The sequence below is a fragment of the Castellaniella sp. genome (genome assembly GCF_049650445.1).
In the GTDB taxonomy this organism is placed as follows: Bacteria; Pseudomonadota; Gammaproteobacteria; order Burkholderiales; family Burkholderiaceae_B; genus Castellaniella.
The window spans coordinates 1-20,182 of record NZ_JBASAD010000020.1 but is presented as its reverse complement, the minus strand read 5'-3'; the positions used below and the strand labels follow the sequence as shown (position 1 = coordinate 20,182).

Annotated in this window: 20 protein-coding genes; 10 read left to right on the top strand and 10 right to left on the bottom strand. The window is 68.9% G+C overall.

Going from position 1 to position 20,182, the window contains the following annotated elements; translation table 11 throughout:
* The first annotated feature begins 105 nt into the window (after nucleotides 1-105).
* The 3 genes from uvrA to WA983_RS06655 are packed head-to-tail and all read left to right on the top strand — an operon-like array spanning nucleotide 106 to nucleotide 7,627.
* Complete coding sequence (gene uvrA, locus WA983_RS06665; protein WP_424311774.1) at nucleotides 106-5,772, top strand: excinuclease ABC subunit UvrA; 5,667 nt, start codon at nucleotides 106-108, stop codon at nucleotides 5,770-5,772.
* The gene (locus tag WA983_RS06660) at nucleotides 5,772-6,917 is read left to right on the top strand and encodes an aminodeoxychorismate synthase component I (RefSeq protein WP_424311773.1); all 1,146 of its coding nucleotides are present in this window, start codon (nucleotides 5,772-5,774) and stop codon (nucleotides 6,915-6,917) included. Before uvrA ends, WA983_RS06660 begins: the two co-directional genes overlap by 1 nt.
* A 23-nt stretch (nucleotides 6,918-6,940) precedes the next feature.
* Nucleotides 6,941-7,627, top strand: coding sequence for an aminotransferase class IV (locus tag WA983_RS06655; RefSeq protein WP_424311772.1), 687 nt, complete (start codon nucleotides 6,941-6,943; stop codon nucleotides 7,625-7,627).
* Here the strand turns inward: WA983_RS06655 and WA983_RS06650 are convergent.
* A complete protein-coding gene (locus WA983_RS06650; protein WP_424311803.1) occupies nucleotides 7,624-8,508 on the bottom strand; it encodes a tRNA threonylcarbamoyladenosine dehydratase in 885 nt (294 codons plus the stop codon). The two genes, WA983_RS06655 and WA983_RS06650, sit on opposite strands and share 4 nt — an antisense overlap.
* Before the next feature lie 136 nt (nucleotides 8,509-8,644).
* Here WA983_RS06650 and WA983_RS06645 point away from each other — a divergent pair, with 136 nt between their 5' ends.
* From WA983_RS06645 to purU, 4 genes are read left to right on the top strand one after another with little or no spacing between them, the layout of a single operon-like run.
* Nucleotides 8,645-9,277, top strand: a complete 633-nt coding sequence (locus WA983_RS06645; protein ID WP_424311802.1) for a gamma-glutamylcyclotransferase — start codon at nucleotides 8,645-8,647, stop codon at nucleotides 9,275-9,277.
* A gap of 23 nt (nucleotides 9,278-9,300) precedes the next feature.
* Nucleotides 9,301-9,933 (top strand): pyridoxamine 5'-phosphate oxidase, encoded by a 633-nt coding sequence (pdxH, locus tag WA983_RS06640; RefSeq protein ID WP_424251445.1) that lies wholly within the window; start codon nucleotides 9,301-9,303, stop codon nucleotides 9,931-9,933.
* Between the two features lie 6 nt (nucleotides 9,934-9,939).
* Nucleotides 9,940-10,470 carry a flavin reductase family protein gene (locus WA983_RS06635; RefSeq protein ID WP_424251447.1) on the top strand — a complete coding sequence of 177 codons (531 nt, stop codon included), beginning with the start codon at nucleotides 9,940-9,942 and terminating at the stop codon, nucleotides 10,468-10,470.
* A 59-nt stretch (nucleotides 10,471-10,529) separates the two neighbouring features.
* Nucleotides 10,530-11,378 (top strand): formyltetrahydrofolate deformylase, encoded by an 849-nt coding sequence (gene purU, locus WA983_RS06630; RefSeq protein WP_424251448.1) that lies wholly within the window; start codon nucleotides 10,530-10,532, stop codon nucleotides 11,376-11,378.
* A gap of 19 nt (nucleotides 11,379-11,397) precedes the next feature.
* Here purU and WA983_RS06625 read toward each other — a convergent pair whose 3' ends face one another.
* The 7 genes from WA983_RS06625 to mog form a co-directional block, all read right to left on the bottom strand.
* Entirely contained in the window at nucleotides 11,398-11,844 is a 447-nt protein-coding gene (locus tag WA983_RS06625) for a MaoC family dehydratase (protein ID WP_424251450.1), read from the bottom strand.
* Between the two features lie 45 nt (nucleotides 11,845-11,889).
* On the bottom strand, nucleotides 11,890-12,972 hold the full coding sequence (locus WA983_RS06620) for an L-threonylcarbamoyladenylate synthase (protein ID WP_424311771.1): 1,083 nt from the start codon (nucleotides 12,970-12,972) through the stop codon (nucleotides 11,890-11,892).
* Nucleotides 12,965-14,155, bottom strand: coding sequence for a 5-(carboxyamino)imidazole ribonucleotide synthase (locus tag WA983_RS06615; RefSeq protein WP_424251733.1), 1,191 nt, complete (start codon nucleotides 14,153-14,155; stop codon nucleotides 12,965-12,967). The genes WA983_RS06620 and WA983_RS06615 overlap by 8 nt, the downstream gene beginning before the upstream one ends.
* Complete coding sequence (gene purE / locus WA983_RS06610; RefSeq protein ID WP_424311770.1) at nucleotides 14,152-14,667, bottom strand: 5-(carboxyamino)imidazole ribonucleotide mutase; 516 nt, start codon at nucleotides 14,665-14,667, stop codon at nucleotides 14,152-14,154. The genes WA983_RS06615 and purE overlap by 4 nt, the downstream gene beginning before the upstream one ends.
* Nucleotides 14,664-15,551 (bottom strand): phosphoribosylaminoimidazolesuccinocarboxamide synthase, encoded by an 888-nt coding sequence (locus WA983_RS06605; RefSeq protein ID WP_424251123.1) that lies wholly within the window; start codon nucleotides 15,549-15,551, stop codon nucleotides 14,664-14,666. The genes purE and WA983_RS06605 overlap by 4 nt, the downstream gene beginning before the upstream one ends.
* Nucleotides 15,552-15,557: 6 nt before the next feature.
* Nucleotides 15,558-16,622: a class II fructose-bisphosphate aldolase gene (gene fba, locus WA983_RS06600; protein WP_424251121.1), complete on the bottom strand. Its 1,065-nt coding sequence runs from the start codon at nucleotides 16,620-16,622 to the stop codon at nucleotides 15,558-15,560.
* A 68-nt stretch (nucleotides 16,623-16,690) separates the two neighbouring features.
* Entirely contained in the window at nucleotides 16,691-17,317 is a 627-nt protein-coding gene (gene mog / locus WA983_RS06595) for a molybdopterin adenylyltransferase (RefSeq protein WP_424251119.1), read from the bottom strand.
* A 65-nt stretch (nucleotides 17,318-17,382) separates the two neighbouring features.
* Here mog and WA983_RS06590 point away from each other — a divergent pair, with 65 nt between their 5' ends.
* From WA983_RS06590 to WA983_RS06580, 3 genes are all read left to right on the top strand, one after another.
* Nucleotides 17,383-18,243 (top strand): NAD-dependent epimerase/dehydratase family protein, encoded by an 861-nt coding sequence (locus WA983_RS06590; protein WP_424311769.1) that lies wholly within the window; start codon nucleotides 17,383-17,385, stop codon nucleotides 18,241-18,243.
* A gap of 73 nt (nucleotides 18,244-18,316) precedes the next feature.
* The gene (locus tag WA983_RS06585; protein ID WP_424251973.1) at nucleotides 18,317-18,571 is read left to right on the top strand and encodes a winged helix-turn-helix domain-containing protein; all 255 of its coding nucleotides are present in this window, start codon (nucleotides 18,317-18,319) and stop codon (nucleotides 18,569-18,571) included.
* Nucleotides 18,572-18,633: 62 nt separating this feature from the next.
* Complete coding sequence (locus WA983_RS06580) at nucleotides 18,634-19,119, top strand: TOBE domain-containing protein (protein WP_424251971.1); 486 nt, start codon at nucleotides 18,634-18,636, stop codon at nucleotides 19,117-19,119.
* Here the strand turns inward: WA983_RS06580 and WA983_RS06575 are convergent.
* Nucleotides 19,083-19,775 (bottom strand): ABC transporter ATP-binding protein, encoded by a 693-nt coding sequence (locus WA983_RS06575; protein ID WP_424311768.1) that lies wholly within the window; start codon nucleotides 19,773-19,775, stop codon nucleotides 19,083-19,085. The genes WA983_RS06580 and WA983_RS06575 overlap by 37 nt on opposite strands.
* A partial coding sequence (locus WA983_RS06570) for a molybdate ABC transporter permease subunit (protein WP_424311767.1) occupies nucleotides 19,772-20,182 on the bottom strand: 411 nt, incomplete at its 5' end. The genes WA983_RS06570 and WA983_RS06575, both read right to left, overlap by 4 nt.

The following is a 20,182-nucleotide window of genomic DNA, read 5'->3' as shown; positions in this document are numbered from 1 at the left end:
GAACGCAGCGATGCCGGATCTCTGACACGGATCAAGCAGGGCGGCATTCCTCAGGGACGATTTTCACCGTCGCAACGACGCGACGCACCGGATTATGATGGTGGAATGAACGCACCCATCCGCATCTTCGGCGCCCGCCAGAACAATCTGAAAAACCTGGATTTGACGATCCGCACCGGAGAACTTCTGGTGGTGACCGGCGTGTCAGGATCCGGCAAAAGCTCGCTGGCCTTCGACACGCTGTACGCCGAAGGCCAGCGCCGCTACGTCGAGACCTTTTCGCCCTACGCGCGTCAATTTCTGGACCGCATGGACAAGCCCCAGGTCGACCGCATCGAAGGCATCCTGCCTGCCATCGCTATCGACCAGGTCAACCCGGTGCGCAATTCGCGCAGCACCGTGGGCACGATGACGGAACTGAACGACCACCTGAAGCTGCTCTACGCCCGGGCCGGCCACCTGCATTGCCGGAACTGCGCCCGGCCGGTGACGCGCGACGATCCCGCCAGCATCCGGCGCCAGCTGGACGGCCTGTGCGCCGCCCATGATCCCCGCCTGGTGATCACTTTTCCGGTCTCGGTGCCTGCCAACTTCACCGAGGACGAGGTGCGGGGTTTCCTGGAACAGCAGGGCTACACGCGCATTCACCGCCAGGACGAACCGGTGCCCGCGGCCGCCGTGACCACCGGAAAAACAGCCGGCAAGCGCAAAGCGAACGATCCCGGCCGGCGCGTCCTGCACGTCGTGCAGGACCGCTTCCGCCTGAGCAACGCAGAGTCCGCGCGGGTGGACGAGGCCCTGGAAACGGCGCTGCGCCAGGGCAACGGCAAGCTCACCGTCCATGCGCTGTTCGACGCGGGCGAGGAAGAATGGCGCTTCAGCACCGGCCTGCATTGCGCACAATGCGACATCGACTACGCCACGCCGCTGCCCAGCACTTTTTCCTTCAATTCCCCGCTGGGCGCCTGCGAACACTGCCGGGGGTTCGGCCGGGTGATGGGCATCGACTACGGCCTGGTGGTGCCCGACGAGACCCGCAGCCTGCGTGACGGTGCGATCAAACCCTGGCAGACCGCCAGCTACAAGGAATGCCAGGTCGAGATGGAGCGCTACGCTCCCAAGGTCGACGTGCGCCTGGACGTGCCCTGGCGCGACCTGACGGACGCAGAACGCGGCTGGGTGATCGGCGGAGCCCCCGACTGGAAGGGCGGCCTGTCCGCCTGGAAACACCAGTGGTACGGCGCGCAGCGCTTCTTCGACTGGCTGGAATCGCGCGCCTACAAGATGCACGTGCGCGTGCTGCTGTCGAAATACCGCAGCTACACCCCCTGCCCTCACTGCAAGGGCGCACGGCTCAAGCCCGATGCCACACTGTGGCGCCTGGGGCGGGACCAGGACCCGATTCCCGGCACAGCCCGTTTCCTGCCGGTGCACGCACACTGGACACCCGGACAACTGGCGGCCCTGCCCGGCCTGGGGCTGCACGATCTGATGCGCCTGCCGATCGAGCGGGTGCGCGACTGGTTCGAGCGCATCGAACTCGGCCGTTCGCTGGACGACGCGCTGACCGAACTGCTGGACGAGGTCCGCGCCCGCCTGCGCTTTCTGTGCGACGTCGGTTTGGGCTATCTGTCGCTGGACCGCCAGAGCCGCACCCTGTCGGGCGGGGAAGTCCAGCGCATCAACCTGACCACCGCGCTGGGCACGTCCCTGGTGAACACGCTGTTCGTGCTGGATGAGCCGTCCATCGGCCTGCACCCGCGCGACATCCACCGCATCGTCCAGGTCATGCACCGGCTGCGCGACCACGGCAACACTCTGGTGGTGGTGGAACACGACCCTCAGGTCATGATCGCCGCCGACCGCATCCTGGACGTCGGTCCGGGGCCGGGCGAGCGCGGCGGGTACATCGTCTTCGACGGCACGCCGGCCGAATTGTCCGTGGCCGACACACTGACGGGCCGCTATTTCGGCGGCCGGATGCGCATCGAATCGCCGCGCCCCCTGCCGGTGCAGGACAATACCCCGCGTCTGCTGCTGCAGGGCGCCCGCGCCAACAATCTGCAAGGCGTGGATTTCTCCCTGCCGCTGGGCCGGCTGGTGTGCCTGACCGGCGTCTCCGGCTCGGGCAAATCCACCCTGGTGCAGGACGTGCTCTACCCTGCCCTGCTCAAGCGCCTGGGCCGTTCCACCGAGGCCCCCGGCGAATACGCCGCCCTGCTGGGCGCGGAGCGGATCGCCGACGTGGTGATGGTGGACCAGACGCCCATCGGCAAGACGGCACGCTCCAACCCCGCCAGCTACGTCGGCGCCTTCGATGCCATCCGCAAGCTGTTCGCCGCCGCCGCACTGTCGCAGGAACGCGGCTACACGGCCGGCACCTTCAGCTTCAACACCGGCGACGGCCGCTGCCCCGGCTGCGGCGGCACCGGCTTCGAACACGTGGAAATGCAGTTTCTGTCGGACGTGTACCTGCGCTGCCCGGACTGCGACGGCCACCGTTTCCGTCCTCAGGTGCTGGAAGTCCGCATCGAGCATCTGGGCCGCAGCGCCTCGATCGACGAAGTCCTGGACATGACCGTGAGCGAGGCGCTGGACTTTTTCAAGGGACTGCGCGACGTGCAGTGGGGCCTGGCACCCCTGGCGGACGTGGGCCTGGAATACGTGCGCCTGGGCCAGCCCGTGCCCACGCTGTCGGGCGGCGAGGCGCAGCGCCTGAAGCTGGCCGGTCACCTGGCCGAGGCCGCACGCTCGCGCGCGCCCCAGGGCGCGCTGAAGGGCAGCCTGCTGCTGTTCGACGAACCCACCACCGGCCTGCACTTCGACGACATCGCCCGTCTGATGCGGGCCTTCCGCAAGCTGCTGGCCGCCGGCCATTCGCTGCTGATCATCGAGCACAATCTGGACGTGATCCGCGCGGCCGACTGGGTCGTGGACCTGGGACCGGAAGGCGGCGACCAGGGCGGCCGCATCGTCGCCCAAGGCACGCCGGACGAGCTGATGCGCCACCCGGATTCCCATACCGGCCAGGCCTTGGCCGATTATGCCAAACAGATCGACAGCCCCGCGCTGGCCCTGAACGAGCCGGCCCCGCGTCTGCCGGCCGCGTCGGCCAGCCCCGACATCCACATCCTCAATGCCCGCGAGCACAACCTGAAGGGCATCGACGTGCACATCCCGCGCGACGCCTTCACGGTCATCACCGGGGTGTCGGGTTCGGGCAAGTCCACGCTGGCCTTCGACATCCTGTTCAACGAGGGCCAGCGGCGCTACCTGGAGTCCCTGAACGCCTACGCGCGCGCCATCGTGCAGCCGGCCGGCAAGCCGGACGTGGACGCGATCTACGGCATCCCGCCCACCGTCGCCATCGAGCAGCGCACCAGCCGGGGCGGGCGCAAGTCCACCGTCGCCACCATGACGGAGATCCACCATTTCCTGCGCCTGCTGTACGTGCGCCTGGGCACCCAGATGTGTCCGGACTGCGCCGTGCCCGTGGCGCCGCAGACGCCGGAGCAGATCGTCGCGCAACTGCTGCGCGACCACACGGGCGAGCACATCGGCCTGCTGGCGCCGCTGGTGGTGGCGCGCAAGGGCTACTACACCGATCTGGCGAAATGGGCGGCCTCGCACGGCCACACCCATCTGCGCGTGGACGGCACGTTCATCCCGGTCAGCCCCTGGCCGCGCCTGGACCGCTACCAGGAACACACCATCGAACTGCCGGTCAGCGACCTGATCGTGGACGTGCGCGACGAGGCCGGCCTGCGCGAGGCCGTGCGCGCCGCCCTGGCCTTGGGCCATGGCAGCTTCCGCGTGCTGGCCGGCCTGACCGCGCCCGGCCCGTCGTCCGTCGATGCACGCCGCGCCGCCGGCCTGGCACCCGACCCGCGCCTGCTGACCTTTTCCATCAAGCGCGCCTGCCCGAACTGCGGCACCAGCTTTCCGGAACCCGATCCGCGCCTGTTTTCCTACAACTCGCGCCACGGCTGGTGCCCGGGCTGCTATGGCACCGGCCTGCAACTAACCGGCTTCACCGAGGACCAGACCGGCGAGGAAACCGTCTGGCTGGACGAGGCCACCGGCCTGCCGCAGCCCTGCACCCAATGCCAGGGCCAACGGCTGAACCGCGTGGCGCGGGCCTTCCGCTGGCGCGACCGCTCGATCGCCGAACTGGCCTCGATGCCCGTCAGCGACGCCCAGCGTTTCTTCCTGGGCCTGGGCGCCCAGGGCCGCGAGGCCGAAATCGCCCGCGACATTTTCACCGAAATCCGCGGTCGCCTGAATTTCATGATGGACGTGGGCCTGGGCTATCTGGCCCTGGACCGCGCAGCCCCCACCCTGTCGGGCGGCGAGGCCCAGCGCATCCGCCTGGCCGCGCAACTGGGCTCCAACCTGCAGGGCGTGTGCTACGTGCTGGACGAGCCCACCATCGGCCTGCACCCGCGCGACAACCGTATCCTGCTGGACGCACTGGCGCGCCTGGAAGGCAACGGCAACACCTTGGTGGTGGTCGAGCACGACGAGGACACCATCCGCCGCGCCGGCCACGTGATCGACATCGGCCCGGGCGCCGGAGTGCGCGGCGGCATGGTGGTCGCCCAGGGCACGGTCGAGGAAATCACCCGCAACCCGGCTTCGGTCACCGGGCGTTATCTGCGCGAACCGCTGGTCCATCCCATGAACGGCCGGCGCGCGGTGGACGCCGCCACGCCCAGTCTGGACATCGAGGACGCCACGCTGCACAACCTGCGCCAGGCCAACGCGCGCATTCCGCTGGGACGGTTGAACGTCGTCACCGGGGTGTCGGGCTCGGGAAAATCCACGCTGGCGCGCGACGTGCTGCTGGACAATCTGGCCCGCCGCGTCGGCCAGCGCCAGACCGGACCCTGGCAAGGCTGCCGGACGATTCACGGCTGGGAAGCCGTGGACCGGGTGCTGGAGGTCGACCAGACGCCCATCGGCAAGACGCCCCGCTCCTGCCCGGCCACGTACGTGGGTTTCTGGGACGACATCCGCAAACTGTATGCCGGCACGCGTGAATCGCGGCTGCGCGGCTGGACGGGCTCGCGATTTTCCTTCAACACCGGCGACGGCCGCTGCCCGGAATGCGAAGGCCAGGGCATGCGCACCATCGAAATGAGTTTTCTGCCGGACGTGAAGGTGCCCTGCGACGCCTGCCACGGCGCACGCTTCAACCAGGAAACCCTGGGTGTGCAATGGAACGGCCGCAGCGCGGGTGACGTGCTGCGCATGGAAGTCGACGACGCCATCGGCCAGTTCTCCGCCCACCGCCGCATCGCCCGCGCGCTGCAACTGATGCAGGACGTGGGTCTGGGTTATCTGACACTGGGCCAGCCCTCTCCCACGCTGTCCGGGGGCGAGGCCCAGCGCATCAAGCTGGTCACCGAACTGACCAAGGCGCATCTGGACGAGGGCGTGCTGCGCACCGGCCGCGCCTCGCGCGTGCCGCACACCCTGTACGTGCTGGACGAGCCCACCGTGGGCCTGTCCACGGCAGACGTGGAAAAACTGATCCGCGTGCTGCACCGGCTGGTGGACGCCGGCCACACCGTGGTGGTCATCGAGCACAACCTGGACGTCATCGCCGAAGCCGACTGGATCGTGGACCTGGGCCCCGAGGGCGGCGACCAGGGCGGCCGGGTGGTCGCCCAGGGCAGCCCCGAAAAACTCTGCACGGGCGTGACCCACACCGGACGGATTCTGGCGGAATTCCTGGCGGCCGGGCGCGCACGCGGCGCCGTGGGGGCCTGATGCCCTGCCTGTTCGAAGATCGGCTGGCCGGCCGCGCGCTGCGGCTGCTCGACCCGGTGGCGCGCATTGCCGTCCACCGCCGCGCCGAACTGCCCGCCGCCTGGGACGCCATCGAGACCGCCCGGAGGGCAGGCCATTGGGTCGCCCTGCTGCTGGACTATGAACTGGGTGAATGGCTGGAGCCGGAAGCCGCAGACGCGGCGGGCGACGCCACACGCGATGCCCTGCCCCGCCTGACGGCGCTGGTCCATGCCCGCGCCGAATGGGGAAACTGCGCGGAACCGGACACGGCGGACGCGACACTTGCCGATGCCCAGGGCCGGCCATGGCGGCCGGACCCGCAGCCGGCCATCTCCCGCGAACGCCACGCGCAGGCCATCGAATCCGTCCGCGCCGGCATCGCCCGGGGCGACTACTACCAGATCAACTACACCCTGCCGCTGCGCCTGAACTGGCCGCCGGGCCTGGACCCTGCGCGGGTCTACGCCTACCTGGCCGAGCGCCATCCCGTGGCCCACGCCGCCTGCATCCAGGACGGCGAACGCTGGATCCTGTCGCTATCGCCCGAACTGTTCGTCACCCGCGAAGGCGCACACCTGCGCGTGCGGCCCATGAAGGGCACCGCCCCGCGCCACGCCGATCCGGCCTGGGACCGGCAGGCCGCCGAGGCGCTGCAGCGCAGCGCCAAGAACCGTGCGGAAAACCTGATGATCGTGGACCTGCTGCGCAACGATCTGGGCCGCATCGCCGTGCCCGGCAGCGTGCGCGTGCCGGCCCTGTTCAGCCTGGAGGCCTATCCCTCGGTCTGGACCCTGACCTCCACCGTGGAAGCCGAGGCGCCGGACGTGCCGCTGGCCGAGGTGATGCGCGCCTTGTTCCCCTGCGGCTCCATCACCGGGGCGCCGAAGATCGCCGCCATGCAGGCCATCCAGTCGCTGGAAGCGCGCCGGCGCGGCATCTATTGCGGCAGCGTGGGCTGGTTGGCGCCGGACGGGGATTTTTCTCTCAACGTGGCCATCCGCACCATCGAACTGCGCGACGGCCTGGCCGAATTCGGCGTGGGCGGCGGCATCGTCTACGATTCACAGGCCGCCGAAGAATGGGAGGAATGCCTGTGGAAAGCCCGCGTGTTGAATCCGGACTGAGTCGTCCCGCATCGAACCTGCCCGTGCCCCCCGCCGCTGAAATCCGACGCATCGCGCCTGCGCTGATCGAGACCCTGCGCCTGGAACAGGGCCGCATCGCGCTCTGGCCCGGCCACCGGGCACGGCTGCTGAACTCGGCCCATGCACTGGGCTACCCCCTGGATGCCTCGGGGCTGGACGCGTGGCTGGCCGGGCAGATCCGGGGGATCATGGACGCCCCCCATCGCTTGCGCCTGCTGCTGGCGGCCGATGGCGGGCTGTCTCTGGAATCGGCCCCGCTGCCGCCGACGCACGAACCGGTCCGTCTCGCCCTGGCGACGGACGTCCTGGGACCGGACGCGATCCTGGACGCGGGCGATCCCTGGCTGCGGCACAAGACCACCCACCGCCCCCGATTCGCGGCGGCGCAGACGTGGCTGCACGCCCATCCCGATCATTTCGACCTGATCTTCGGCAACACCGCCGGGGATCTATGCGAAGGCAGCCGCAGCACGATCTACGTCCAGGATGCCGACGGGGCCTGGCTGACTCCGCCCCTGGCCAGCGGCCTGCTGCCCGGCGTGCGCCGCCAGGCCCTGCTGGACGAGGGCGCCGCGCGCGAAGCCCGGTTGAGCCTCGCCGACCTGCGCCAGGCCCCGGCGCTGCGCGTATCAAATGCGCTACGCGGCTGTCTGGACGCCCGTCTCGATCCGGCCCCAGCCGGACGCTAGCGTCCCGCCGCCAGCCCCTGGCGCAGCGCCCAATCGGCCGCCGCCATGCCCATGGTGGCCGTGATCGCCACGGCCGAACCATAGCCCGCGCAGGACAGGCCCTGCGGCGCTGCGACAGGCGCGGCAAGGCTTCCAGCCTCGTCCGCCGAGGCACCGGCAGGTCCGGTGGCCGTGCGCTGCCAGGCATCAGGCAGCACGACAGGCTGGTCGAACCACAGGCAGTGCACCCCCATGCGCGGCACCCGGCGGCGCGGTTTGCCGCCCGACGCCCCGCCCTTGGGATAGCCGTGGCGCTGGCGCAATTCCTGGCGCACCCGGCCCAGCAGCGCGTCGTGCGTCACGACCGACAGGTCGCCGGCCCGCAAGGCCAGCGGGTCCGTCTTGCCGCCCGCCCCGCCGCACACCAGCACGGACCAATCCGCCGCACGAGCCCGCAGGATCATGGCGATCTTGGCCGTCACCTGATCGGTGCAGTCCAGCAGCACGCCGGACGGCCCCGACAGGATCGCGTCCACATTGTCCGGGCCGATGAAATCGTCGACGCATTCGATGCGGCACCCGGGGTTGATGTCGCGGATGCGGTCCGCCATGGCGGCGACCTTGGCCTGCCCCAGCGTGCTCCCCAGCGCATGGACCTGGCGGTTGATGTTGGATTCGGCCACGTGATCCAGATCCACCAGCGTCAGCGCCCCCACGCCCGAACGGGCCAGGGCCTCTGCGCACCAGGCGCCCACGCCGCCGATGCCGGCCACCACCACGCGCAGGTCCGCCAGCGTCCGCCGGGTCCCCTCGCCGTACAGGCGGTCCAGGCCGCCGAAACGGCGCGCGGCATCCGTCTCTAAATTGGCATCGATGGAATCGGCAGGCAGGGGATCGGTCATCACGATGGCGCGGAAAAAGCGCAAAGAAAGGGAATGCTCCATTTTAGCCAGGGACGCTCCCGGCAAACTCTCTCGTCGCGCAGTCCTCTACAATAGGGCGTTGCCCTTTCCATCCATGCCGCCCACCCTCGTGAACATGCCCGCCGCCCGCGCCCGCCAGCTTCCGCCCCCGCCGGAAGCCCTCCACTTGAGAGACACGGCCTGGCACCTGGCATCCATCGAACAGCACCTGCAACACTGGGACGGCCATTCCGACCTGTGGGTGTTCGGCTATGGATCCCTGATCTGGCGGCCGGAATTTGATCACCTGGAAGCCCGCCGCGCGCGCATCCACGGCTATCACCGCGCCCTGTGCCTGTGGTCGCGCGTCAACCGCGGCACACCGGAACAACCCGGCCTGGTCTTCGGCCTGGACCTGGGCGGCTCCTGCGAAGGCACCGCCTACCGCATCGCCGCCGCCCAGGCGCACGACATCCTGCTGCCCCTGTGGGAACGCGAAATGCCCAGCGCGTCCTATACTCCACGCTGGCTGAACTGCCAGACGGCAGCCGGCCCGGTCTCGGGCCTGGTCTTCACCATGGACCGTCGCGACGAGGGCTACGTGACGGGCCTGTCCGTCGATGAGATCATCGCCATCGTACGCCAGGGGCACGGGCGCTACGGCCCCTGCACCGAATACGTGTTGCAAACCGCCGACGCCCTGGACGCCGCCGGCATCACCGACCGCCGCCTGCGCACCATCGCGCAAGCGCTGCGCCGCCCCCTTTGACGCCCTTTTTCGACCGGAACACCATGTCCATCGCCGATATCCGCCAGACTTATCAGAAATTCGAACTGCTCGAATCCGCTGCGGCCACCGACCCCTACATCCAGTTCGACCAGTGGTTCCAGCAGGCCCTGCACAGCGAAGTGCACGAGCCGACCGCGATGACGCTGGCGACGGCGGACGTGGCCGGCCGCCCCTCGGCGCGCATCGTGCTGCTGAAAGACTTCGACGCCCGAGGCTTCGTGTTCTACACCAACTATCAGTCCCGCAAAGGCCAGGAACTGAGCGCCAACCCTCAGGCCGGGCTGCTGTTCTTCTGGCCGGAACTGGAACGCCAGATCCGCATCGAAGGCCCCGTCAGCCCTGTCTCGGCGGCGGAATCCGACGCCTACTACGCCAGCCGCCCGCTGGGTTCGCGCATCGGCGCCTGGGCCTCGCCCCAGAGCCGGCCCATCACCCACGAAGCCCTGGCCGAACGCGTCGCCGAACTGAGCCGCACGCTGGGCGATGATCCGGCTCGCCCGCCGCATTGGGGCGGTTACCGCCTGGAGGCGACCCGCGTCGAATTCTGGCAGGGCCGGCCGTCCCGCCTGCACGACCGTCTGGTCTACGCGCGCGACGCCGAAGGCGACTGGGTGCTCGACCGCATCGCGCCCTGAAGCCCCATGCGCCCCCACCCTACGCCCGCCGACTTCCCGGCCCTGTTCTTTCGCTCGGCCCTGGGTCGATTCCCCACCGGCGTCACCGTGGTCACGGCGGAGCATCCCGACACAGGCGCCCCGCTGGGGCTGACGATCAGTTCTTTCAGTTCGGTCTCGCTGGAACCGCCGATGGTGCTGTGGACGCTGACGCACACGGCCGCCTCCCTGGCAGCCTTCAAGGCGCTGGATCGCTACGTCATCCACGTGCTGTCCGCCGGCCAGGTCGATCTGGCCCGACGCTTTGCCAAGGGGCCGCAGGATGAGCGCTTTTCCGGGCTGGAACTGGATCGCGCGCCCAACGGCACCCTGATGCTGGCCGACACCCGCTGCGCCGCCTGGTTCGAATGCCACAACACCCAGCGCCACGAGGCCGGCGACCACACCATCTTCGTCGGCCAGGTGGAACATTGCCACCGCCAGTTGCTGTCGCCGCTGATCTATCACGCGGGTGACTTCGAACTGACCCCTGGCAGCGAACCCCTGTCCCGCAACTGAACCCCGTCCCGCCCCACATCACAGCGCGGACCGGTGCCGCGCCACCCCTGACATCCATCATGCACGACTACATCCTGACGCTTTCCTGCCCCGACCGCATGGGCATCGTCCATACCGTCAGCGGCTGGCTGCTGACGCATCACGGCAATATCGTGCATGCCCAACAGTTCGGCGACCCGGATTCGTCACGCTTCTTCCTGCGCGTGCATTTCGCCCTGCCGACCGCCGAGCCGGTCGAGTCCCTGACGGACGATTTCGCCGGCATCGCCGCGCGCTTCGAGATGCAGTCCCAGTTCCACGACGCGGCCCGCAAGACCCGCCTGCTGGTGCTGGTCAGCCGCCAGGGGCATTGCCTGAACGATCTGCTGTTCCGGGTCAGCGGCGGACAGATGCCGGCCGAGGTGGCCGGCGTGGTGTCGAATCATGCGGATTTCCGCGCGCTGGCCGAATCCCACGGTCTGCCCTTCCATCACCTGCCCGTGACGGCGGACACGCGCGCCGCGCAAGAGGCGCAGATCCTGGATCTGATCGAGCGCGAGCGGATCGATCTGGTGGTGCTGGCGCGCTACATGCAGATCCTGTCGCCGGCGCTGTGCCGCGCCCTGGAGGGCCGCGCCATCAACATCCACCACAGTTTCCTGCCCGGTTTCAAGGGCGCGCGGCCCTATTACCAGGCGCATGCGCGCGGCGTGAAGCTGATCGGGGCGACGGCGCACTACGTGACCGAGGACCTGGACGAAGGCCCCATCATCGAACAGGACATCGAGCGCGTGGACCACGCCATGGGTCCGGGGGACCTGACGCACATCGGCAGCGACATCGAATCCGTGGTGCTGTCGCGCGCGGTGCGCTGGCACGTCGAGCACCGCATCCTGCTGAACGGCCACCGCACGGTGGTGTTCCGCTAGGGCGGGCGCAAAGCCGCCTTCAGGACTGCGACGTGTCCAGTTCAAACAGGTTGGTCACTTCGACTTCAAACACCTGAACCTCGTCCTGGTTGAACAGGCGCCAGGTCCAACGGACGATGCCCAGGTCGTCGCGTGTGGACGACACCCGCTTGGAATCCACCGTCGCCTCCAGGCGCAGCCGGTCGCCCGGACGCACCGGGTGCATCCAGCGCAGCCGATCCAGGCCCGGCGAGGCGAAACATTCCGAATCGTGCAAGACGGCCTCGACGGCCATCCGCATGGCCAGCCCGCAGGTCATCCAGCCACTGGCGATCAGGCCGTTCCAGCGGCCCTCACGGGCGAGTTCGGCGTCCACGTGAAACCACTGGGGGTCGTAGGTGCGGGAAAAGGCCAGCATCTCGGCCTCGTCCACGGTGACCGGGCCGTGACGGATGACCTGACCGGGTTCGAATTCCTTGAATTTCATCGAATCATGCTCCGGAAAGCGGCCACCGGGCCGTTGAATGGATCCTCAATCGAAGGCTGCCGACGCGCGCGTGATCCGGTCTTCGATACCCTGCCAGGCAGGCCCTGCAGGCGGACGTTGCAGCAGGATGCGATCATAGCCGGCCTCGTCGAGTTCGCGCAGCAGCGCATACAGGCGGCGCGCATACACGACGGGGTCGGCCGGCAGAACGACCCAATCCGCCCCGGCGGGTGCCGCGCCCGGCGCGGCACCCAGCACCACCGCAACCACGCGGCGGCGCTCGGTCCCCGGGATGCCTGTGCCCCCGACCCAGGCAGCCAGATCATCCGCCGACACCAGAGACACCGGCGTACGCGGCGCATAGTGCGCCCTGAGCGAACCCGACACCCGGGGCGCCGCCGCGTCGGGCAGGGCCGGCGCCACACCCAGCACCTCGGCAATCTGCGCGGCCGTCACGTGTCCAGGCCGCAGCAGCACGGGGCCAATACCCTGGTCGAGCCGCGACAGGTCCAGTATGGTGGATTCGATGCCGACTTCCGAGGCACCGCCTTCCAGGATCATCAGCGCCTGGCTGTCCAGATGCGGGAATTCGCCGCGCACGTGATCCGCGCGCGTGGGCGAGACCTGGCCGAACTGATTGGCCGAGGGTGCCGCCACCCCGCCAAAACCATGCGGCTTGAGGGCAGCAAAGGCATGCAGCAGCCGCTGCGCCACCGGATGCGAGGGGCAGCGCAGGCCGATGCTGTCCTGACCGCCGCTGACTGCGTCCGGAATGCGGGCCGCGCGCGGCAGGATCAGGGTCAGCGGTCCCGGCCAGAAGGCCGCCATCAACAGCCTGGCCTGGGACGAAATCGAGGCCGCCCAATAGCCCGGATCGGTGTCCGGCGACAGATGGACGATGACGGGATGGTTGGCCGGCCGCTGCTTGGCAGCGTAGATGCGCGCGACGGCCTCGGGGTTTTCCGCGTCGGCACCCAAACCGTAGACGGTCTCGGTCGGGAAGGCCACCAGCCGCCCCTGGGCCAGCCGCTGGGCGGCCTCCAGGATCTGATCGGGGCCAGCCTCGGCCGGGCTTGCGTCCGGACGCGGCGCGGCCGCGTCCCCCGCATCCGCGCACGGATCAGGCATCGGGCAGCCCCAGCACGGCCGACACCCGGGCGATGCGATCCCGCAGTTGCGCCGCGTCCGCGCCGAGGATGTTCACATGGCCCATTTTCCGGGCGCGCCGCGCTTCGGATTTGGCGTACAGATGCAGGCGCGTACCGGGCACCGCCAGCACACCCGCCCAGTCCGGCTCGCGCTGCCGCCCCTGGGCATCGAACCACAGATCGCCCAGCAGATTGAGCATGGCGGCCGGGCGCAGCGTATCCGTGTCGCCCAGCGGCAGCCCCCCCATGATGCGCGCCTGCTGCTCGAACTGGCTGACCAGGCAGCCGTCCTGAGTGTAGTGGCCGCTGTTATGGGGGCGCGGCGCCATTTCATTGGCCAGCACACGGCCATCGCGCAGCACGAAGAATTCCACGCACAGCACACCGTGGTAATCCAGGTGTCTGGCCAGGGACAGGGCATGGCTGCGCGCATGATCGGCCACGCCGGACGGCACCGAGCCATCCGCGACCGACAGCGCCAGAATGCCGTCACGATGCGCATTGCGCGAAGGCGGATAGCTGACGGCATGGCCACGCAGATCGCGTGCCACCACCACCGAAATCTCATAATCCAGAGGCTGCAGGGCCTCCAGTACGCACGGCACGCCGCGCAGCGTCTCGAAGGCCTGCCGGGCTTCGTCGCGCGAGGCCACACGGATCTGGCCCTTGCCGTCATAGCCCAGGCGAGCGGTCTTGAGGATGCCCGGGAACAGTGCATCGGAACAGGCGTCCACGTCGGCCACGGCCTGGATGGCCGCATGCGGCGCCACCGGCACGCCCGCCGCCTGGATATAGGCTTTTTCCGCCATGCGGTCCTGAGCCACGGCCACCGCATCCCCCGAAGGCGCCGTGACGCGCGTCCGAGCCAGGTGGCGCAGGCTGTCGGCCGGGACGTTTTCGAATTCCGTGGTCACGGCGGCACAGCGCCGCGCCAGGCGGTCGAGCCCCGCGATGTCGTCGTAGGCGGCGCGGATGTGCTCATCGGCCACCATGCCCGCCGGACAGGATTCTGCGGGGTCCAGCACGGCCACCCGGTAACCCAGGGCCTGGGCCGCCTGGCAGAACATGCGGCCCAACTGACCACCGCCCAGCACGCCCAGCCAGGCGCCCGGGGGCAGCGGCGAGGCGCCCCAGGCAGCGCCCGTGTCCGAGACACCACTCATGATTTCTCCGGCGGCACGACCATGGCACGCGCAGCGCCGGTCTGGCGCGCGCGGTAGTCCTGCAGTTTCTGCAGCAGGGCAGCGTCCGTCATGGCCAGATTGGCCACCACGTGCAGGGCGGCGTTGGCCGCGCCCGCCTCGCCAATGGCAAAGGTGCCGACCGGCACGCCACGCGGCATCTGCACGATGGACAGCAGGGAATCTTCGCCGCGCAGGTAGCGCGAAGGCACGGGCACACCGAACACCGGCACCGGCGTCAGCGCCGCCATCATGCCGGGCAGATGCGCTGCGCCGCCCGCCCCGGCGACGATGGCGCGCAGACCGCGCTCCACCGCCTGGGCGCCGTATTCGACCATGTCCAGCGGCATGCGGTGCGCGGACACTACCCGGGCCTCATACGCAAGGCCGAATTCATCGAACACCGCCGCCGCGTGGCTCATCACATCCCAGTCGCTGGACGAGCCCATGATGAGGCCGACCACCGGGGCGGCGGCGCCGCCGGCCACGCTCATTTCACCCCCTGGGTCAGCCGGTCCAGGGCTTCGCGGTACTTGGCCGCCGTGCGTTCCAGCACGTCGGCGGGCAGGCGCGGCGCCGGGGAGGTCTTGTCCCAGTCCTGGGTTTCCAGCCAGTCGCGCACGAACTGCTTGTCGAAAGACGGCGGGCTGATGCCCACGGCGTAGCCGTCGGCCGGCCAGAAGCGCGAGGAATCCGGCGTCAGGACCTCGTCCATCAGGTGCAGCGTGCCGCGCGCGTCCAGGCCGAACTCGAACTTGGTGTCGGCGATCAGGATGCCCTGGCTGCGCGCGTATTCGGAGGCCTCGGCGTACAGGGCCAGCGTGACGCGGCGCAATTCCGTTGCCAGATCGGCGCCCACCTGGGCCACGACGTAGTTGAAATCGACGTTCTCGTCGTGCTGGCCGAATTCGGCCTTGGCTGCAGGGGTGAAGATCGGTTCCGGCAGGCGTTCGGCCTGACGCAGCCCCGGCGGCAAGGCGATGCCGCAGACCGCACCACTGGCCTGGTAGTCTTTCCAGCCCGAGCCGATGATGTAGCCGCGCGCGACCGCCTCGACCAGGATCGGTTCGAGGCGCTTGACCACCATCGCGCGCCCGACTACCTGATCCCGCTCGCCGGGGGCGACCACGTCTTCCGGGGCAATGCCGGTGACATGCGTGGGAATCAGGTGTCCCAGGCGCTCCAGCCAGAATTCGGTCAGGGCCGTCAGGACCTGCCCCTTGCCGGGGATGGGATCGTCGAGAATCACGTCGAAGGCCGAGATCCGGTCGGTGGCGACGATGAGCAGCTTGTCTTCGCCCACGGCGTACATGTCGCGGACCTTGCCGCGCCCCAGCAGGGGCAGCGACTCGATGGAGGATTGGAGCAGGGCCTTCATGGGGATTTATTTCACCAATTGCTGGAGTTCACCGGACGCGTAGCGCGCGGCCATGTCGGACAGCGGGATCGCCTTGATCTTGGAGGCGTTGCCGGCAGTGCCGAACTGTTCGTAGCGGGCCAGGCAGACCTTCTTTGCAGCCTCGCGAGCCGGCTTCAGGTATTCGCGCGGGTCGAACTTGCCGGGGTTTTCCGCCATGAAGCGGCGGATGGCGCCCGTCATGGCCAGGCGGATGTCAGTGTCGATGTTGACCTTGCGCACGCCGAACTTGATGGCTTCCTGGAGTTCTTCCACGGGCACGCCGTAGGTTTCCTTCATGTCGCCGCCGAACTGGCGAATTTCCGCCAGCAATTCCTGGGGCACGCTGGAGCTGCCATGCATCACCAGGTGGGTGTTGGGCAGACGGGCATGGATGTCCTTGATGCGCTGCACCGACAGAATGTCGCCGGTGGGCTTGCGGGTGAACTTATAGGCGCCGTGGCTGGTACCCACCGCGATGGCCAGGGCGTCCAACTGAGAGCGCTTGACGAAGTCGGCGGCCTGCTCGGGGTCGGTCAGCAACTGTTCGCGGGTCATGGTGCCCTCGGCGCCGTGACCGTCTTCCTTGTCGCCCTTCATGGTTTCCAGGGAACCCAGGCAGCCCAGTTCGCCTTCGACGGTCACGCCCAGCTTGTGGGCCATCTTGACGACCTGCTGAGTCACGTCCAGGTTGTATTCATAGGAGGCAATCGTCTTGCCGTCGGCCATCAGCGAGCCGTCCATCATGACGCTGGAGAAGCCCAGCTCGATGGCGCCCCGGCACACCTCGGGCGACTGGCCGTGGTCCTGGTGCATGACCACGGGAATGTGCGGATAGGACTCGACCGCAGCCTGGATCAGGAGCTTGAGGAAGCCTTCGCCCGCGTATTTACGCGCGCCGGCCGACGCCTGCATGATCACGGGGCTGTCGGTCTGGTCGGCGGCCTCCATGATGGCCTGGACCTGTTCCAGGTTGTTGACGTTGAACGCGGGGATCCCGTAGCCGTGCTCGGCGGCGTGATCGAGGAGTTGACGCATGGAAACCAGGGCCATGGCTGGACCTCCAGAAAGAGTGGAATAGTGAAAAAAGCGGATTCCGGGATTTTAAGGCGGAACGGGAATCAGTGCTGACGCCGCGCGGACTTGGGCCGGAATGCCTTGACGATCTCGTCGCGGGTTTCCACATACGGGCCGCCGATCAGATCCAGGCAATAAGGCACGGCCGCGAAAATGCCGGGCACCTGGACGGCGCCATCCTCGCCGCGCAGGCCTTCCAGGGTTTCCCGGATGGCCTTGGGCTGGCCGGGCAGATTGATGATCAAGGCGGCGTGGTCCGGCAATTCGCGGATCACCGCCACCTGACGCGACAGAATCGCCGTGGGCACGAACTTCAGGCTGACCTGGCGCATCTGTTCACCAAAACCGGGCATCTCGCGGGTCGACACGTCCAGCGTCGCCTCGGGCGTCACGTCGCGCCGCGCCGGACCGGTCCCGCCGGTGGTCAGCACCAGATCGCAGCGCGCCTCGTCCACTAATTCGCGCAGCGTGGCGGCAATACCGGCACGCTCGTCCGGGATCAGCCGGGCGACCACCTGCGGCGGCCGCGTCAAAGCGGACGTCAGCCAGTCCTGCAGGGCGGGGATGCCCTGATCCTGATAGACGCCGGACGAGGCCCGGTCGGACACGGACACCAGCCCCACGATCAACTCATCGGGGTGGCTTCGGCGCAGCGGAAAGGAATCGCTCATGGGATAGACTGTGTGAAGATGGAAACCCATACATTCTATTAGGCCGCGTATCAGGCAGTGAAAGCGTGAACCCAAACACCCTGCTGCTCATCGGCGGCGACTTGTGCGCCCGCACCGCGAACACGCTGGCCCCGGACACCTGGGCCTGCATCGGCCTGCGGCGGCGGGCCATGGACGCCGCACCCGACGCCCGGATTCACTGGCGGCGCGCCGACCTGGGCGACCCCGCCGCCCTGGCCGGGGCGCTGACGACCGCCTCCATCACTCACCTGCTGTACGCCCCGGCGCCCGACGCCCGCACACCCGAGGCCTACGCCCGCGCCTATCCCCTGGGCTTGCGGGCGCTGCTGGACGCCCTGCCCGGCCTCGACCGCTTGCAACGCTGCGTGCTGGTCGATTCGACCGCCGTCTGGGGGCCGGACGCAGCCGACCCATGGGTGGACGAGGACACCCCCACGGCCCCGGCGGATTTTCGCGGCGCGGCCATGCTGGAAGCCGAATCCCTGCTGCACGCCCGGCTGCCCGGGCGCGGCGTCGCCCTGCGCCTGTCGGGTTTGTACGGCCCCGGACGGCTGCGCCTGATCGACGGCCTGCGCGCCGGGCGGATCGCCACGCCGGACGGGCCGGGCCACTGGGCCAACCGCATCCACATCGACGATGCGGCACGGGCCTGCGCGCACCTGCTGAGCCTGGATGCGCCCCTGCCCTGCTACATCGGCACCGACGACCGTCCGATACCCACGGCGGATCTGTACGACGCGCTGGCACGGATGGCAGGCGGGCCGCCCCCGGCCCGCGAACCCCGCCCGCCCGATGGCAAGCGCCTGTCGAACGCGCGGCTGCGGGCCAGCGGCTGGGCCCCCGTCTGGCCCAACATGCTCGACGGCTATGCGGCCTGCCTGGCTGGCGAGCAAGCCAAGTCCTGAATCCGCGCAAGCCCATACATGCACACGCCGCGCAGCCTTGAGCCACCCAGGACTGCCGCGTACACTGCCCTTCATGCCGAATACGCCTCCACCTCTTGAACTGAGCACCACGCTGAGCCTGCGCAGCGGCGACCAGAGCTGGGGCACGGAACGGCGCATGAACCTGCTGGCCGCCATCGGCACCGAAGGCTCGATCAGCGCGGCGGCGCGCAAAGTCGGGCTCAGCTACAAAGCGGCCTGGGACGCGGTGGACCTCATGAACGGCCTGGCCGGCGACCTGCTGGTCGAGCGCGTCACGGCGGCAAGCGCGGCGGCGGCGCACACCTGACCGACCGCGCGCGCGAACTGATCGCCTGGTACCAGGCCGCCCGGATCGAACACCAGCGCTTCATGGAAAGCCTGACACGCTTTGGCCCCAACGGCGCCCGCCACCTGGACCTGCTGCACCACATGACCTTGCAGACCTCGGCCCGCAACTGCTACGAGGGCACCATCGGCGCCATCGAATCCGGCCGCATCAACGACCGCATCCGGCTGGACCTGGACGAAGGCGTGTCCCTGAACGCCACACTGACCCACGCCAGCACCGAACGGCTGGGCCTGACCGAAGGCCGATGCGCCCTGGCGTTCCTGAAAGCCCAGGCCGTACGCATCCGCCCGCAAACCTCCGGAGACGCGGACTCGAATCTCTGGACCGGCCGGATCGACCATCGCGCGGATGACGACACACTGACGGAAATCAGTCTGGACATCACCCCCAAGGTCCGCATCACAGGACTGGCCGCTCCCGGCGCCCCACGCGGCAGCCTGCTGGCCGGCACCACCGCCACCGCCTGTTTTCAAGCCACCGACGTACTGATCGGTACTTTCGATTGAATTTCCCCGTGGGCAATGTGGAACACCTCGTCCGCCAGCGCCCCGACGTCGGCCTGATCATGCGTGATCAGCACGGTCGGAATGTCGATGTCGCGCTGCAATTGCGCCAGTTCTTTCCGCATCCGTACCCGCAAACCGGTGTCCAGGGCCGACAGCGGTTCGTCCAGCAGCAGCAGGCCCGGGTCGGTGGACAGCGCGCGCGCCAGGGCCACACGCTGGCGCTGGCCGCCGGACAACTCGGACGGATAGCGGTCCAGCAGCGTCGCCAGACCAAAGGCCCGCACCCAGCGTTGTGCCTGTTCCGGCAGATCGCGGCGGCCGTGCAGGTTCAACCACCCTCGCCGCAGGCCGAAGCCGATGTTCTGCCGCACCGTCAGGTGGGGAAACAGCGCATAGTCCTGGAACAGATAGGCCAGCCGCCGGGCGCGCGGCGGGACGTCCACCCCGGCATCGGCATCGAACAGCACCCGGCCGGCGACCTCGATGCGGCCCCGATCGGGGCGCAGCAACCCCGCAATGGACTGCATCGTCAGGCTCTTGCCCGAGCCCGACGGGCCGAACAGCGCCACACGCCGGGCATCGGTACGCCAGCGCGGCCGCAACAGGAAACCATCGTCGCCGCCGACGCGGCATTCGATATCGACCGACAGGCTCATGGCGCGCTCCGGCGCACGGGCCGCCCTGGACGACCGCCGCGCCCGCCGGGCATCAGCCAGGACGCCAGGCACAGAATCACGACGCAGGTCACCGACGTGACCAGCACCAGCACGTTGGCCGTGTCGTCATTGCCGGCCTGGACCGCCTCGTAGATGGCGATCGACAGCGTCTGCGTGCGGCCCGGAATATTGCCGGCCACCATCAGCGTCGCACCGAATTCGCCCAGCGCGCGCGCGAAGGCCAGCAGGACCCCCGCCAGAATGCCGCGCATCGCCAGCGGCAGACTGACGCGAAAGAACACGGCGGCGGGCGACACGCCCAGCACGGCTGCAGCCTGCTCCAGGCGATGATCCACATCCAGAAAGGCCGCGCGCGCGGCCTTCAACACCAAGGGCAACGCCACCAC

Bases quoted from the DNA above. Each gene is read 5' to 3' on its own strand.
- uvrA (WP_424311774.1), top strand. From the start codon at position 106: ATGAACGCACCCATCCGCATCTTCGGCGCCCGCCAGAACAATCTGAAA.
- WA983_RS06660 (WP_424311773.1), top strand. From the start codon at position 5,772: ATGCCCTGCCTGTTCGAAGATCGGCTGGCCGGCCGCGCGCTGCGGCTG.
- WA983_RS06650 (WP_424311803.1), bottom strand. From the start codon at position 8,508: ATGACCGATCCCCTGCCTGCCGATTCCATCGATGCCAATTTAGAGACG.
- WA983_RS06645 (WP_424311802.1), top strand. From the start codon at position 8,645: ATGCCCGCCGCCCGCGCCCGCCAGCTTCCGCCCCCGCCGGAAGCCCTC.
- pdxH (WP_424251445.1), top strand. From the start codon at position 9,301: ATGTCCATCGCCGATATCCGCCAGACTTATCAGAAATTCGAACTGCTC.
- WA983_RS06635 (WP_424251447.1), top strand. From the start codon at position 9,940: ATGCGCCCCCACCCTACGCCCGCCGACTTCCCGGCCCTGTTCTTTCGC.
- purU (WP_424251448.1), top strand. From the start codon at position 10,530: ATGCACGACTACATCCTGACGCTTTCCTGCCCCGACCGCATGGGCATC.
- WA983_RS06625 (WP_424251450.1), bottom strand. From the start codon at position 11,844: ATGAAATTCAAGGAATTCGAACCCGGTCAGGTCATCCGTCACGGCCCG.
- WA983_RS06620 (WP_424311771.1), bottom strand. From the start codon at position 12,972: ATGCCTGATCCGTGCGCGGATGCGGGGGACGCGGCCGCGCCGCGTCCG.
- WA983_RS06615 (WP_424251733.1), bottom strand. From the start codon at position 14,155: ATGAGTGGTGTCTCGGACACGGGCGCTGCCTGGGGCGCCTCGCCGCTG.
- purE (WP_424311770.1), bottom strand. From the start codon at position 14,667: ATGAGCGTGGCCGGCGGCGCCGCCGCCCCGGTGGTCGGCCTCATCATG.
- WA983_RS06605 (WP_424251123.1), bottom strand. From the start codon at position 15,551: ATGAAGGCCCTGCTCCAATCCTCCATCGAGTCGCTGCCCCTGCTGGGG.
- fba (WP_424251121.1), bottom strand. From the start codon at position 16,622: ATGGCCCTGGTTTCCATGCGTCAACTCCTCGATCACGCCGCCGAGCAC.
- mog (WP_424251119.1), bottom strand. From the start codon at position 17,317: ATGAGCGATTCCTTTCCGCTGCGCCGAAGCCACCCCGATGAGTTGATC.
- WA983_RS06585 (WP_424251973.1), top strand. From the start codon at position 18,317: ATGCCGAATACGCCTCCACCTCTTGAACTGAGCACCACGCTGAGCCTG.
- WA983_RS06580 (WP_424251971.1), top strand. From the start codon at position 18,634: ATGGAAAGCCTGACACGCTTTGGCCCCAACGGCGCCCGCCACCTGGAC.
- WA983_RS06575 (WP_424311768.1), bottom strand. From the start codon at position 19,775: ATGAGCCTGTCGGTCGATATCGAATGCCGCGTCGGCGGCGACGATGGT.